We start from the raw sequence: 14,099 nt of genomic DNA, 5'->3' as shown, positions 1-14,099 counted from the left end.
ATAGGAGGCGTTGCCGGTGGTGCCGATCACCTGCTCCGGCGGGATGTTGTAGGCATCCTCCGAGAAAGCGCGGATGAAATGCAGACCGCCGCCGGAGACGATGTAGGTCCGAAAGCCCTCGTCGCGCAGATAGCTCAGCAGCTCCAGCATGGGCTGATAGAGCATGGCGTCGTAAGCCATCTTGGTCTCGGGGTGCCTCGCCTTGTCGAGCCAGGCCCGGGCTTGGGCCTGGAATTCGTCCACCGACAAGCCGGAATGGGTCGTCCGGACGATCTCCAGCAGACCATCCTTGCCGGCCGCCGCCACGGTCTCGAAGTCGCCGTCGGCCGCGGCCCGCAGCACCTCGGACGACAGGATGTCGGGATCGGCCTTGGCCATCTCGCGCAGGCGGTCGATCGCAAATAGGAGCTGGAAGTAGCCGGGCTTCTCGGCCCAGAGGGTGCCGTCGTTGTCGAAGGTGGCAATGCGCTCGGACGGGATGACGTAATCGTCCGAATCGGGGTCGGTCACTCGCTCGACGAAGGCGATGACGGCGGCCTTGGCGTCGGTCTGGTTCCAGGATGGGAGGGGGTCGGCAAAGGCGGCAGTCGCCGCGGCGAGACCGCAGACCAGCACGAATGCGCGCATGGGATTGCCTCTCGATGAGATGAAAGGAAGGGAAGGGCGCGCTCGCGCGCGCCCGAGGCGCTGTTACTGGCGAGCGGCTGGGTTGACCTCGTCCGCTTCCAGCTGCTTCATCAGTTCGGCTTGACGCAGCGTCTGATAGCCGAGGTTCGATGCCGTCAGAGACGAGCCGGTCTGGTAGGGATAATCGGCGAAGGTCTCGAAGAACTGCTTGATGTACTGCTGCACCGGCACGAAGGTCCACATGGTGTTCTCCGCGTACCAGCGCAGGTACATGCCCGACTCGTCCCAGGCCTTCTCGTAGGGGTCGGCTCTCAGGTTGATTACCTTGGGCCAGGCCGTCACCTCGCGCACCGCGTCGGTGATGTTGCCTTCGTTGATCGCGAAATGGACCTTCCAATCCCGCACGCGCACGGCGTTGAGGTTGCCGGCCTGGTCGAAGTAGAAGATCTCGTTGCGCGGGCTCGCGTCGGCCTCGCCGGACAGGAACGGCAGCAGGTTGTAGCCGTCCAGATGCACCTTCCATTCCTTGCCGTTCAACGTCTTGCCGTCCTTGAGCTCCTCGACGATGTTGTCGTCGCCCACCGCGGCGGCAAAGGTCGGGAACCAGTCCTCTTGGCTGACGATGTCGTTGATCTTGCTGCCCGGCTTGATCACGCCAGGCCATTTGACCAGGAGCGGAACGCGGAAGCCGCCCTCCCAGGTCGTGCCCTTTTCGCCGCGGAATGGCGTCGTGCCGCCGTCGGGCCAGGTCACCGTTTCGGCGCCGTTGTCGGTGGAATAGACGACGATGGTGTTGTCGGCGATGCCGAGTTCGTCGAGCTTGTCGAGGACCTGCCCGACCATCTTGTCATGCTCGACCATGCCGTCCGGATAGATGCCGATGCCGGTGACGCCTTGCGACTCGGGCTTTAAGTGAGTCCAGACATGCATCCGCGTGGTATTCAGCCACAGGAAGAATGGCTTGCCCTGCTTGTGTGAGCGGTCGATGAAGTCCAGCGCGCCGGCGATGATCTCCTCGTCGATGGTCTCCATGCGCTTCTTGTCGAGCGGGCCGGTGTCCTTGATCTCGCCGTCGGCCGAGGCGCGGATCACGCCGCGCGGGCCGAATTTCTCGCGGAACTTCGGATCCTTCGGATAGTAGTAGCTCTCCGGCTCCTCCTCGGCGTTCAGGTGGTAGAGGTTGCCGAAGAACTCGTCGAAACCGTGGTTGGTCGGGAGATGCTTGTCTTGGTCGCCAAGGTGGTTCTTACCATATTGACCCGTCGCGTAGCCGTGATCTTTCAGCATGTCGGCGATGGTCGGGGACCAGTCCGGGATGCCATGCGCTGAGCCAGGCATACCGATGGTCAGAAGGCCGGTGCGGAACGGATGCTCGCCGAGGATGAAGGACGCGCGCCCGGCCGTGCAGGACTGCTGTGCGTAGGCATCGGTGAACAGCGCGCCCTCGTCGGCAATGCGGTCGATATTCGGCGTCTGATATCCCATCAGCCCTTGGTTGTAGGCGCTGACGTTGTCCACGCCGATGTCGTCGCCCCAGATCACCAGGATGTTGGGCTTGTCGGTGGACTCTTGAGCAACTGCGGGAAGGCTCGCCAGCGGCATCGTCAAGCTCGCGGCGGCTAGGATGTGCAAGGTCATACGCGACCTCATGGCATGTTCTCCTGTCAGGTAGGTGCGACCAAACGGCCGCGCGCTGTCGGGCAAGGAGGCCCACTTTGATGGCTCGCTCAACCCCGCATCGTGCCCGCATCGTGGTGGCAGTCATCAGATCGGCGTAGGGGTGGCGCGTTGGAAGCATCCTGACTTGCAAGCGGTTTTCCAAGGCGCCTATGCACATCTCGCAAAAATTTCTTGGCCTACGACGATGGACCCGATGACCATCGATCAGCACCGCGGGCATTCGGACCTGACCCTGCGCCGTCTCGAGATCTTCGACCCGGATGCCCTGGCCGAGTCCGTGACGCACGGTTGTCTCGAACATCTGCAGCTGCGCCGCGGCGCCTTCCAAGGGACCCTGTTCGCCCGGTATCTGGGCGGCTGCGTGCTGAACGCGGGCCGCCATGATCGGACGCTGTGGGCCAGGGGCGAGATGCCGCAACGGGCCGTTGTCGTCGGAGCGGTCCTTCAGGCGCGGGAAACCGGCTGCATCAGCGGCTCGCGCTTCGGCCCACGGGACCTGATCTGCTACCCGGCGGGCTCGGAGCTGGACTACATCCAGCCGGCCGAGACCCACTGGATCGCGCTGCAGTTGCCGGTGGACCGGCTGCAGGACCTGCTTGGCGTGGAGCCCGAGGACTGCGCCCTGTTCGCAACCACGCGCGTCCTGCCCGCCTCTCGGCCTGGTGTTGCGGCGCTCGTGCAACTACTGGAGCGCCTGGTGGCGGAAGGGCCTCTTGCGCCGAGCCGCGGGCTCTGCGAATGGGAAACCTTGCTGGCGGAGCGACTACGGCAGCTGGCGATGTCATCTGACCGGGTCACTTCTAGCGGCCGCAACGCGAGCATCGCGGACCGTATGAGGCTGCTGCGTCGCTTCGAGACGATGGTACGGGATCAACTCGTCGCTCCGCTGCGCGTTCCCGCGCTCTGCCAGGCGCTGGGCGTCAAGCAGCGCACGCTGGAGCAGGCCTTCAAGGACCAGCTCGGTGTGTCCCCGTATCGCTACGTGCAGCTGCTCAGGCTGCACGCGGCCCGGCGCGACCTGCTCGCCGGCGCCGCGGACCGCGATGGCATCGCGGTCGTGGCGTCCAGGGCCGGTTTCGCGCAGCCGGGCCGGTTCTCGGTCCATTACCGGGAGCATTTCGCAGAAACGCCGTCCGTCACCGCAGCGGCGGCGGCAAGGCGGATACGACGTTCAAGCGGCCGCCCGCGTTCAGGGGGTGCTCAAGCGGTGGTGGGCCGGCAGCAGGAACAGCGCCAGCGCGATGGTGCGCCGATCGGCGCACAGGCCGGCGCTGACGGGCGTGAGAGCGGCGTCCCCGCCGCGACTGCCGCGGCACGTGCACCAGTCAGCGCGAGCATCGGTGCTGGCGGGGCCCAAGTCAGCGCGCCGCCATCTGCGCGCGGGTGTCCCTAGGCCTGACCGCGCCGACGGGCGCCCGGCCATGCGGACGCCGGTGCAGTTCACTGCCGGCCCCGTCACCACGGTGCTGTTCGCTGGGTGGGGCGCCAGGGGCAGTGTCAGGCTGGCGCGGTCGGCGTGCGCGTGCACCGCGGCGATGCCGGGCTGTCGCGCGAGCACGGCGGCGGCGGAGAACCAGGCCGCAGCGCCGTGGCGTGCCGGCAGCCGCAGCCGCAGCCGGGCGTTGCTGACGTGGATGGGTAGGCCGCTGCTATGGTGCTGGCGCGGCGGGTTGGCTTGAGCTCAATGTCCGATGTCGATGGCGCCCAGGTAGAAGCTGAGCCAGGTGTTGAGTCCGAACAGCCCGAACAGGGCGATGCTCGCCCAGCTGCCGATGTGCAGTACCCGTTTGCGCGGGCGGTAGTAAATGGCGGTGACGACGAGGCCGGTCATGGCCACCGCGGTGAAGGCGGACACCAGGTGTCCCGCCGAGATGTCGGCGTAGAAGGAGCCGCGGGTGTAGACCAAGTCGTCGACGGCCAGCACCAGGATGTTGAACATGTTGCTGCCGAGCACGTTGCCGGCGGCCATGTCCACGGCGCCGATGCGCAGCGCCGCCAGGGTTACTACCAGCTCCGGCAGCGAGGTGCTGAGCGCGGTGAAGAGCGTGCCGGTGAAGGACTGGTTCCAGCCCATCACCAGCGCCAGATCCGCCGACACGTAGGGCAAGGCGATGCCGGCCGCGACGACGACGACGGCCGCCGCCGCATACCGGATGGCAATGTAGCGGAGCGAGCGTCCGGCGTAGCGGTCCGGCTCCCGCTCGGCGAATTCCTCGACTTCCTCCTCGCGAAAGCCGTGCAGGGTGCGGATGGCCACCGCGTAGATGAGCACGATCGCGGGCGTGCCCCAGGACAGGTGCAGGGCCAGCCCGGAGAGACCCGCCTGCGCCGCCAGCAGCGTCAGGCCGGCGATGCTGATCAGCAGGATGCCGAAGCCCGCGGACATGACGTGCTGGCGTTGCACCCGCGCCAGCACTGGCTCGCGGCGGCTGAACAGGTCCAGCAGCGCGAGCAGCGCCAGGTTGTAGACACAGCTGCCGAAGACGTCGCCGGCGGCGATGTCCGGCACCATGGCGACGGCGGAGGCGGTGATGCCGGAGGCGAGCTCGGGCAGCGAGGTCACGGTGGCGATGAGCACAAGGCCGACCCAGGAGCCGCCCATGCCGGTCTTGTCGGCAATCGAGTCGCCATAGTCCGTGAGCTTGACGCCGGCGATGCCAATTGCCAGCACGCAGAGCGCGTATTGGGTCCAGACCAGGGCTGCCGTGGGTTCCATTGGCGCACACTCCGGCGGTGGTGCTTGCGAGCGGATGGGCGCAATGCGCGGCGGCGGACCGGCCGACGCGGGTGCGCAGTGTTGGGTGCCCGGGTGCCGGGCGCTATTGTGCCTGAAGCGAGCGTGGGCTCAGCGTCCGTGGCGCCAGGCACCGGCCGGGCGCCGGTCAGCCGACGGGCGTCGTGGCGGTCTGCCTGACCGTTGTCGTGTCCCGCTGCGGATAACGTGGCGGCGTGTCCGGAAACTTGGCGGAGGCCACCTGGAACCGGCAGAACTCGTTGGTCACGTCCAGCGCCTCGCCGAGGCGGGCGCGGGTCAGGCGCTTGCCTGTCTGGATGCAGACCGTTGCGCCCTGCCAGAGGCGATCCTGCGGCGGCGTGATGATGCCCCAGCGGTGCTGGGGATGGTGGATGAGCAAGGCCGTCATGGGCTCGCCCGCGAGATCCTGCTCGCTCACCGGTGCCAGTGTCGGGTCCTCGCTTGCGTCCGCCGTCTGCCCGGTGCGGCAGGCGAACAGGCGGACCGGGGTCCCGAAGTTCGCCAGGTAATCGATGTCCAGCAGCACCATGCCCGTCATCGGGCGATAGATGCGGTTCACCTTGCCGATGCGCGGCGTGCGCACCTCGTCCTCGCCGAAGCCGTAGGCGAGCAGGTTGCCGACGAACATACGGTTGGTGAAGCGCGTCTCCTGGGTCTTGATGCGCATGCTGTTCTGGCTGTCGCGGAGCACGTACCAGAGGCTTTGCTGCGGAGCGGAGTCGTCCTCGCCGATCATCGCGGAGCGTTGCGCGAACAGGTCCGAGAGCTCCCGGGAGCGCTTCACGCGTCCATCGTCGCGGCGGAACACCGCCAGCAGGTGGGCGCGCACCTCCGGGAAGCCGGCATAGATGCGCAGGTCGCGGTGTTGCTCCGGCGTGGGAGCGTCGTCGGTCCAGTCGTCGTTGATGCGCAGGTTGCGCTGCAACAGGTAGGCGACTGGGGTGCGGCGTGCGCTCTCGATCCGCGCCAGGCGCGGCGGCGTGCGGAAGTTGTCGCGGGCGGCAATGGCCGCTGCCAGCGCGCGGGTATCGTCGCGGATGTGCGCGGCCAGCGCGCGGTGGTCGAAGAGCAGCGTCGGACCCTGCCGCGCGTCGTCCGGCGGGCGGTGCGCCGGTGGCTCGTCGTCGTAGCAGCTCGCGTACAGGTACCAGGGGCGGGGGTCTAGCCGCGGATCGAGCTCGGTCACTCGGATCGCGTCGGGCGCCGCGGCGGCGTAGACGTCGATGGCGAGCTGGTCGCGCTCCGGCCAGCCGGTGTAGTCGAGGATGCCGTAGGAGGCGAGCGAGACATAGTGCTGGCGCAGCGATGCCTGCGTGCGCCTGTCCAGGCTCTGGTTGCGCAGTGACAGCGTGTCCAGCACCACATCCACCGGCTCGCAGGCGCGCATGGCCGCGAATACCGTGTGTGCCGTCCGCCAGGCGTCGGGGTCGAGGCGCAGGTAGCGCATGCCGGCGATGCGCTGGCGCAGCTTGATGAGCTCCAGCATCCGGCAGGCACAGCGGTAGGTGCGGTTGCGCGCACGCACGTAGAAGAAGTTGCTGCGGCCGTAGTCGCGGGCGAACAGGATGCGGTAGCCGTCCATCAGCGCCGCGGCGCAGCGGTCGTGGAGCTCGAGCACGTGGCGCCGGCCCGCGGGCTCCGGGATGCCTCCATCGTCGGCGAGGAGCTCCAGCAGTGCGGGGGCGGCCGCGACGTAGAACCAGCCGGCCAGCGATTCCAGCAGCGGGAACTTACGCTTCGGCGACAGTGGCCAGCGGTTCACGTCGAGGACGATGGCGAGCAATTCCTTCAGGTATTCCTCGGGCGTCGTGCTGCGCTGGCCGAGCGCGACGTGGGCGCGCTCCGGCGTCAGCGGGGGCCGGCGACCGCGGCGGTTGCGCGGCGGCAGGGGGAAGCGCAGGTCGATGTTGCGCGGCGGGAGTCCCACGCCCAGCAGGCGCTGCAACCCTGTCAGTCTGCCTGTCGGCGGCTCAGCGAGGTCTTGCATCATCGGGACCGGGCGCTGTCATTGCGATGCTGTCGGCCGTGGTTGGCCGATGGCGGGAAGGTGGGGCTTGCCGCCGCCACGGCGTGCGTCAAGGCGGCGGCGGGCGGCGGGTTACTGCACGCTGCCGAAGGACGGATCGACCGCCCCGGCCGGTGCCTGCACGCCGGCGAGCCGGCAGCCCTGCGCCACCGGACCGCCCGGGAAGATCTCATACAGATACTTGAGGCCACCCTTGGCGTGGAAGCGCTCGTTCAGCGCATCGTGGATGGCCCGCACGCTCGGGGTTTCGTCACCGGCGAAGAAATGCTGCAATGCCCGGATGACGGCCCAGTGGTCGTCAGTCAGGTTCATATCCTCCGCCTCGGCGCTCGCCTCGGCGCTCGCGCGAGTCCAGTCCGCCGGCGCGTTCGGAAAGTCCGGGTTCTGCGCGTTGGCGCCAGGATTCAGGATCTCTTGCATCGTGTCGGCCATGGCTTTCATCCTCGTCGATTGTTGTGGGCCCGGCGTCGCCGCCGAGTCAGGGTGGCGGCGTCAGTGGTACTGGACCACACCAGCGGCGTCAAGGGTATTCCGTGGGCCGATGCGAATCGGCGCTGCCCGTTTACGGATTGCCGCTGGCCCGTCGACGGGCCTTGCAGTCGCCTATAGGGGGGCTCGAAAAATGCCTTCCATGGCATTTTTCGAGACGCGAAGCGAAAACACGGTTTCCGCTTCGCTTCATTTCTCAAGCGCTTAAGCGCTTGAGAAATGGCGGGGCATCCTGCCCCGCGCGGGCACCTCGAATGATTCGAGGTGCCCTATAGCCAGCCGATCCAGGCGCCCACCAGGAGGCCGGCCAGCGCGGTCATCAGGGCGAGCCGCCAGCATGAATCCTCGTGCTGCCGCGCGGGTTGCTGTGTGGTTGCCGCCGGTTCGTCGCAAGGCTGGTGGGGTAGGCGTTGGCGGAGGTCCGCGGCCGGCGCGTGGGCGGTGGCAAGGTCTGTAGGAAGGGCGGCGGAGGTACGGTTACCGCTGCCGCGCCGCAGCAGGGTCGGCAGCAGCCGCAGCAACTCCGCGTCGGTGCTGACGGTGACGGCACCGCGGGCCTCGGCGGCGCCGGCCAAGGGCCAATCTGCATCCCATCGGTGGATCACCAGCGGTGGGGCGTCGCCGCCGGCTGCCGGCCGCAGCAGTTCCAGCAGTTCCAGCGCATTCATGCCCGGCAGCACGGGCGCGGTGATGATCAGGTCCGGACGCCGGGCGCGCAGCGCCGGCAGGGCCTGCTCGACGCTGCTCGCCTGCCGGACCTCGGCGCCGAGCGCCTTCAGCTTCAGCCGCAGTGCGTAGCGGGCGGCCGCGGACGCGTCGATCAGCAGGATGTCCGCGTGCGGCAGGCCCGCGCTGGATGGCTCGCTCACGGGCAGCTCGGCGAAAGGCTGTTGCATCCGGACTCCGCTGATGGGGCATGCAGGACAGCGCAGTTTAGGTGCTGGGGCACCCGACTGCCCATCAGTTGTTTCTGATTCGGTCCTTGACGGTGTGGGCCGGTATGTCGGCGCCGCCTAGTCGATGGCGCCCGTTGCCCTTACCATTGCGGCTGAGAGGCCGCTGCCGCGCGGATGGGCCGCTCACCATCCGCCGCGCGCCTTTTACACTGCTTCCGTCGCTGAGGCCCCAGTGCAACAGTGCCTAAGTCCCGAGACCGTCCCAGCTCGTTGTCGTTGTCGTTGTCGTTGTCGTAATCGTGATCGTGGTCGCAACCGTGCGGATATTCGATGGCGACTCCGATTACGACAACGACAACGAGGGCGCCCGATCTCGGAATTTCCGCAGCCAAGCCTTGGCTCAGTGATTACATCGTCCGGGGGATCATGCCCATGCAATTGACCGGTGTCGAAGTGCGCGTCCTGCCGGACGCCGATGCGGTTGCCGCCGCCACTGCGGAAATCGTGCTCAGCGCCGCCGCGGAGGCAATCGCCGCGCGTGGCGCCTTCCGGCTGGTGGTGGCGGGGGGCACGACGCCCATGGCCGCTTATCGGCTGCTGGCGGATGCCGAGGCCGACTGGGCACACTGGCATATCTACCATGGCGACGAGCGCTGCCTGCCTGTCGCCGATGCCGACCGCAACAGCCGTGCCACCGATGAGGCCTGGCTGAGCCGGGTGCCGATCCCGTCGGAGCAGGTCCACCCGATCCCGGCGGAGCAGGGCGCCGAGGATGCCGCTGCCGCGTACGAGCCCGTGGTCGCCGCGGCGTTGCCGTTCGATCTGGTGTTGCTGGGTATGGGCGAGGATGGCCATACGGCCAGCCTCTTCCCGGGCCACGAGATCCTGCCCGGTCCGCTGGTCATGGCAGTGCATGACTCACCCAAGCCGCCGCCTGACCGGGTATCGCTGACGCCATCGGCGCTGTGCCGGACGCGGCAGATGGTGGTCATGGTCACGGGCGCCGCCAAGCGCCCGGCGCTTGCGCGCTGGCAGGCTGGGGAGGGGCTGCCGGTCGCGCGCGTCGCCGCGGGCGGCAGCGCGCTGGTGCTGCTGGATCAAGCGGCCATGCCCGATACCGCCGGCGAAGACCCCGACCCCGAGCGCGGCTGACCGCGCGCCCTGCCGCGGCGGCCGATCCGTCCGTCAGGCGCGTCCGCCGCGGCCGCGAGCCTCATCCCAATAACCTCAGCCACGCACAGCGCCATGACCGTTCAGTTGGCCGTCGCCATCGCCCTCCACCAACTCGCTACTGTAATCTGGGTCGGCGGCATGTTTTTCGCCCATTTTGCGCTGCGTCAGTCCGCGCAGCGCCGACTCGAACCGCCGCAGCGGCTGCCCCTGTTGTCGTCGGTGTTCGACCGCTTTTTCCGCTGGGTCTGGGTGGCCGTCGTGCTGCTTTGGGCTAGCGGTCTGTGGATCTTTCTGGGTATCTATGGCGGCGCGATGGCCTGGCACGTGCACGCGATGATGACGCTGGCGCTGGTGATGACGGCGCTGTTCGCTTACGTCTACTTCGTGCCCTACCGGGCGCTCGGTCAGGGCGTCGCCGCACAGGACTGGGTGGCGGCGGGCCGGGCGGTCGCGACCATCCGCCGCATCGTCCTGGTGAACCTGGGGCTCGGCATCGTCACGGCGATGCTGGGCTCCGCCGGGCGTTACCTGCAGTGAGTCCGACGAGTGCCCGCGGCGGCGCGGCCCTGCGCTGGGGGATAGAGCCGAGTCGCCCGGGATTGCGTGGCCAGCCGCTCACGCAAAAAAGGCCCCGAACCGGGGCCTTTTTCGCGTTCGGCGGTGGAAGCTGCCGCTCGGCGCGCCCTCAGAAGGCAGCGCCCGGTTCTTTGCCAAGCTTCTTCAGGATGGTGGCGAGCGGGCAGAAGCCGGTGAAGGCGGACTGCAACAGGTTCAGGCCGACGAACCCGGTGAACAGCAGCCACCACTCGCTGACGGTGTAGGCGAGGATGGCGGAGAGGAAAACGAAGCTGCCGGCGACGGCGAGGACGATGCGTTCGATGTTCACGGATTACCTCGGGTGTTCGGTGTCTGGCTTACAACGCTCTTAATCATGGTTAAATACAGTGCCTTGCGCAAGTGGCGGCAGGTCTGATTCCAGGTTGGACGACACCTGCGGTGACCGTTGGCAAGCGCGGCTCGTGGAACGACTGCGCGCACGGCTGGCGGCGGAGACCGCGGGCGGCGCGGAAGTCATCGAGACTCATATCTCCCGCGTGCTGCTGGCCGGCGAGGTCGCCTACAAACTGAAGCGGCCGGTGCGCCTGGGCTTTCTGGATTTCTCGACCCTGGCGCGCCGCCGGCATTTCGCCGAGGAGGAGCTGCGCCTCAACCGGCGCCTCGCCGCGCCGCTCTACCTCGGTGTCCTGCCCATCACCGGCAGCCTGGCGGAGCCGCGCCTCGGCGGCGACGACCCGGTGCTGGATTACGCCGTGCACATGCGCCGGTTTCCGCAGCAGGCCCTGCTGACGCGGCGCACCCTCACGCCCGACATCACCGATGCCCTGGCCGAGCGCATCGCGGCCTTCCATGAGGGGCTGCCGGCGGCGGCGCCGGATGCCCCTTGGGGCGCGCCCGAGCAGGTGCTGGCGCCGATGCTGGAGAACTTCCGCGTCATCCGCGAGGCTGTCCCGCGGGATGCCGAATTGCACGCGCGGCTGGACCGCCTGGAGGGCTGGACGCGCCGCACCTTTGCCGACCTGATGCCGGTGCTGACGACGCGCCGGCAGGCCGGCTGTATCCGCGAGTGCCACGGCGACCTGCACCGCGGCAACATCGCGGTGCTGGATGGTCGGCCGGTGATCTTCGACTGCATCGAGTTCAATCCGGCGTTCCGCTGGATCGACACCATGAGCGAGCTCGCCTTCCTGCTGATGGACCTGGAGCACGGCGGTGAGGTGGCGCAGGCGCGCCGGCTACTGAACGGCTATCTGATGCGCACCGGCGATTATGCCGGTCTCGCGGTGCTGCGCTTCTACATGGTCTACCGGGCGCTGGTGCGGGCCAAGGTCACCACCATCGGTGCCGCGCAGCACCACCATGGCGATGCGTCGCTGGAGGCCGCGCTGCGCGGCTACGTCCGCCGGGCGCTGGCGCTGAGTCGCGCGCCGGCCCCGCGGCTCGTGATCCTGTGCGGGTTGTCCGGCTCGGGCAAAACCTCGCTCGCGGCGGCACTGAGCGAGCGCCTGCCGCTGCTCCACATCCGCTCCGACGTGGAGCGCAAGCGGTTGTTCGGGCTGCCGCCGCTGGCGCGCACGCGGGCGGCCCCGGGTGCCGGTATCTATGCCCCGGACGTCGGTGAGCGCACCTACCGCCACCTGTTGGCGCTGGCGCGCGGCATCATCGAGGCGGGTTACGGGGTGCTGGTGGATGCGACCTTCCTCGCCGCCGGCCAGCGCTGCGCCTTTCGCGAGCTCGCCCGCGAGCTCGGCTGCCCGTTCGACATCTTGGTGCTCGAGGCCCCGCGGGCGGTGCTGTGCGAGCGCGTGGCGCGGCGCCTGGCGGCCGGCGAGGATGCTTCCGAGGCCGATCTCGGCGTGCTGCGCCACCAACTGGCCAGCCGCGCGCCCTTGTCCGCGGTGGAGCGGGAGCGGGCCGTGTTCATCGACACCCGCGGCGCGCCGGCGCTGGATGCCCTGGCGCGGATACTGCCGCTCTGAGCAACGCCCGGGTTGCCGTGTTGCACCCTGCCGCTGGTCGGACAGGGGCATGCTTCCGTCCGCAAAGCGCCGCGCGTGTGCCATGCTGAAATGGACCAAAACCACAACGACGCACAGCCATCATGCCCCAGCGCAAAGAACAGGCGTTGGTGGCGGACGCCGGCCGACCGATGCAGCGGCCGCGCCGCAGCGGCGGCGGCAAGGCTGCCGGTATTCCGCGAGTCGGGTTCCCCGGGGAGCCGGCCCCGCTTGCCAGCCAACCATCGCAGACCGATCCGACCCACGCACACGCGCCGCGCGCGCTCGCTGCGCGCGGGCACCATGAACAGCTGCTGCCTGCCGCTCGCGGCGCCGGACCGACGGACCGGCGCCCCATCGTCGAGACGGAGGCCACCATCCTGCTCGCCGACATCCGTGGCTTCACGGCGCTCATGGAGGCGCATCCACCGCGGCTGATGGCCCGTGTTCTGAACCGGTTTCTCGCCGCCATGTGCGCCGCCGTGGACCGCTACGAGGGGCACATCGACAAGTTCATTGGGGATTCCGTGATGGCGGTGTTCGGCGTGCCGCAGCGGCGCCCGGACGATCTGCGCCGTGCCCTGGCCTGCGCCGCGGCCATGCAGCAGGCCATGGTGCGGCTGAACCAGGGGCATCGCCAACGCGGGGAGCCGGCGCTGTACGCCGGCATCGCCGTGCACACGGGGGCCGTGATGGCCGGCAGCTTCGGGCCGCCGCGGCACAACGCCTACACGGTGATCGGCGAGACCGTCAACCTCGTCGCCCGCATGGAGGCCTTCAGCCTGCGCGGTCAGGTACTGATCAGCGAGGCCGCCCATGCGCGGGCGGCGGCGTGGATCGAGGTCGGGCAGGCCAATCTGGTGCAGCCGAAGGGCGCTGCAAGACCGCTGACCTTGTATCCGCTGCGCGCCGTGGAGCATCGCGGGCAGCTGACGGTGCCCGCCGTGGAGCCGCGCCGGTCGCCGCGGGTGCGGGTGCAACTGGAGGCGGTGTTCCGCCGCGTGCAGGCCAAGCGCGTCGACATCGAGCGATTCACCGGGCGCGTGCGGGACATCGGCTACAACGGTCTATCGGCGGAGCTGCCGATCGCGCTGCCCAGCCTTACCGAGCTCGCCATCCGCTTGCCGATGATGAGCGTCGGGCCATTCTGTGGCGATCTCTATGCGCGCGTGCTACGTGCGGCGCCCGAGGCGGTCGGCTACCGCACGAGTCTTGCGTTCACCTCGGTGGACACGCCCGCCCACCGCCAGGTGAAGGCGCTGGTGGACGAGGGGCTCTGGCGGCGCTGAGGGGGAGGTCGGGCGGGGGCGGGCAGGCCCGCCCCCGCCGCCGGACCGCTGTCAGTCCTGCCGCATCATCACGTAGACATCCACGCGGCGATTGGCGCTCCGGCCCTCCTCGGTGCTGTTGTCGGCGATCGGCTTCGCCGCTCCCAGTCCCTCGGCGGTGATGCGCTCGGCGTCGACGCCATGGTCGATGAGGGCCTGCATGACCGCCTCGGCGCGCTGCTGTGAGAGCCTCTGGTTGGTCTCGGCGCCGCCGGAGCTGTCGGTGTGGCCTTCGACCCGGATGCTGAGCGACGGCTTGCCCTTGAGCAGTGCGGCGATGCGGTCGAGGCTCGGCAGGTCACCCTTCGGCAGTGTGGCGGTGCCGGAGGCGAAATGCAGCTCATCCCCGGCGAGGCTCAGCAGGATACCGTTCTCGGTGAGCTTGCCGCCCAGCGCGGCCGCGTCGCTGTAGAGCGCCTGGACCTGCGCGGCGGACGCGGCGCCCGCCGCCTTCGCGTCCGCCAGCGCCCGCTGGTTGGCCTTTGCCGCCGCTGCTAGTTTCTTCTCCAGCGCCGCGACGGTCTCGGTGAGCGCGGCGATGCGGGCGCCCTGGGCGCCGTCACCCTCGGC

At 68.8% G+C, this 14,099-nt stretch carries 13 protein-coding genes; 5 read left to right on the top strand and 8 right to left on the bottom strand.

Going from position 1 to position 14,099, the window contains the following annotated elements; genetic code table 11:
* Both LJE69_RS05385 and LJE69_RS05380 read right to left on the bottom strand, forming a co-directional pair.
* Positions 1–627: HAD family hydrolase (locus tag LJE69_RS05385; RefSeq protein WP_296922276.1), on the bottom strand; the 627-nt coding region annotated here is incomplete at its 3' end.
* 63 nt (positions 628–690) lie between these two features.
* Positions 691–2,229, bottom strand: a complete 1,539-nt coding sequence (locus tag LJE69_RS05380) for an arylsulfatase (protein WP_296922274.1) — start codon at positions 2,227–2,229, stop codon at positions 691–693.
* A 70-nt stretch (positions 2,230–2,299) separates the two neighbouring features.
* On the opposite strand from LJE69_RS05380, the gene LJE69_RS05375 reads away from it, so the two are divergent.
* Entirely contained in the window at positions 2,300–3,700 is a 1,401-nt protein-coding gene (locus LJE69_RS05375) for a helix-turn-helix transcriptional regulator (RefSeq protein WP_296922271.1), read from the top strand.
* Positions 3,701–3,988: 288 nt separating this feature from the next.
* Here LJE69_RS05375 and LJE69_RS05370 read toward each other — a convergent pair whose 3' ends face one another.
* From LJE69_RS05370 to LJE69_RS05355, 4 genes are all read right to left on the bottom strand, one after another.
* On the bottom strand, positions 3,989–5,023 hold the full coding sequence (locus LJE69_RS05370; protein WP_296922268.1) for a sodium:calcium antiporter: 1,035 nt from the start codon (positions 5,021–5,023) through the stop codon (positions 3,989–3,991).
* A 166-nt stretch (positions 5,024–5,189) separates the two neighbouring features.
* A complete protein-coding gene (locus LJE69_RS05365) occupies positions 5,190–7,049 on the bottom strand; it encodes a hypothetical protein (protein WP_296922265.1) in 1,860 nt (619 codons plus the stop codon).
* 111 nt (positions 7,050–7,160) lie between these two features.
* A complete protein-coding gene (locus LJE69_RS05360; protein ID WP_296922262.1) occupies positions 7,161–7,520 on the bottom strand; it encodes a TusE/DsrC/DsvC family sulfur relay protein in 360 nt (119 codons plus the stop codon).
* 326 nt (positions 7,521–7,846) lie between these two features.
* Positions 7,847–8,473 carry a PleD family two-component system response regulator gene (locus LJE69_RS05355; RefSeq protein ID WP_296922260.1) on the bottom strand — a complete coding sequence of 209 codons (627 nt, stop codon included), beginning with the start codon at positions 8,471–8,473 and terminating at the stop codon, positions 7,847–7,849.
* Between the two features lie 426 nt (positions 8,474–8,899).
* On the opposite strand from LJE69_RS05355, the gene pgl reads away from it, so the two are divergent.
* Together pgl and LJE69_RS05345 are read left to right on the top strand one after the other, a co-directional pair.
* On the top strand, positions 8,900–9,625 hold the full coding sequence (gene pgl / locus LJE69_RS05350; protein ID WP_367114631.1) for a 6-phosphogluconolactonase: 726 nt from the start codon (positions 8,900–8,902) through the stop codon (positions 9,623–9,625).
* 93 nt (positions 9,626–9,718) lie between these two features.
* Positions 9,719–10,183 (top strand): CopD family protein, encoded by a 465-nt coding sequence (locus LJE69_RS05345; protein WP_296922257.1) that lies wholly within the window; start codon positions 9,719–9,721, stop codon positions 10,181–10,183.
* Between the two features lie 148 nt (positions 10,184–10,331).
* On the opposite strand, the gene LJE69_RS05340 is transcribed toward LJE69_RS05345, so the two are convergent.
* The gene (locus LJE69_RS05340) at positions 10,332–10,532 is read right to left on the bottom strand and encodes a DUF2892 domain-containing protein (RefSeq protein WP_296922255.1); all 201 of its coding nucleotides are present in this window, start codon (positions 10,530–10,532) and stop codon (positions 10,332–10,334) included.
* A 94-nt stretch (positions 10,533–10,626) separates the two neighbouring features.
* Between LJE69_RS05340 and LJE69_RS05335 the strand changes: the two genes are divergently transcribed.
* Both LJE69_RS05335 and LJE69_RS05330 read left to right on the top strand, forming a co-directional pair.
* A complete protein-coding gene (locus tag LJE69_RS05335; RefSeq protein ID WP_296922253.1) occupies positions 10,627–12,183 on the top strand; it encodes a bifunctional aminoglycoside phosphotransferase/ATP-binding protein in 1,557 nt (518 codons plus the stop codon).
* A gap of 122 nt (positions 12,184–12,305) precedes the next feature.
* Complete coding sequence (locus LJE69_RS05330; RefSeq protein ID WP_296922251.1) at positions 12,306–13,490, top strand: adenylate/guanylate cyclase domain-containing protein; 1,185 nt, start codon at positions 12,306–12,308, stop codon at positions 13,488–13,490.
* A gap of 51 nt (positions 13,491–13,541) precedes the next feature.
* Here LJE69_RS05330 and LJE69_RS05325 read toward each other — a convergent pair.
* Positions 13,542–14,099 (bottom strand): OmpA family protein (locus LJE69_RS05325; protein ID WP_296922248.1); only part of this gene is annotated, 558 nt, incomplete at its 5' end.

It is taken from the genome of Thiohalocapsa sp. (genome assembly GCF_022340605.1).
Taxonomy (GTDB): domain Bacteria; phylum Pseudomonadota; class Gammaproteobacteria; order Chromatiales; family Chromatiaceae; genus Thiohalocapsa.
The sequence above is the reverse complement of the archived record's forward strand: the minus strand, read 5'-3'. Positions and strand labels throughout refer to the sequence as shown.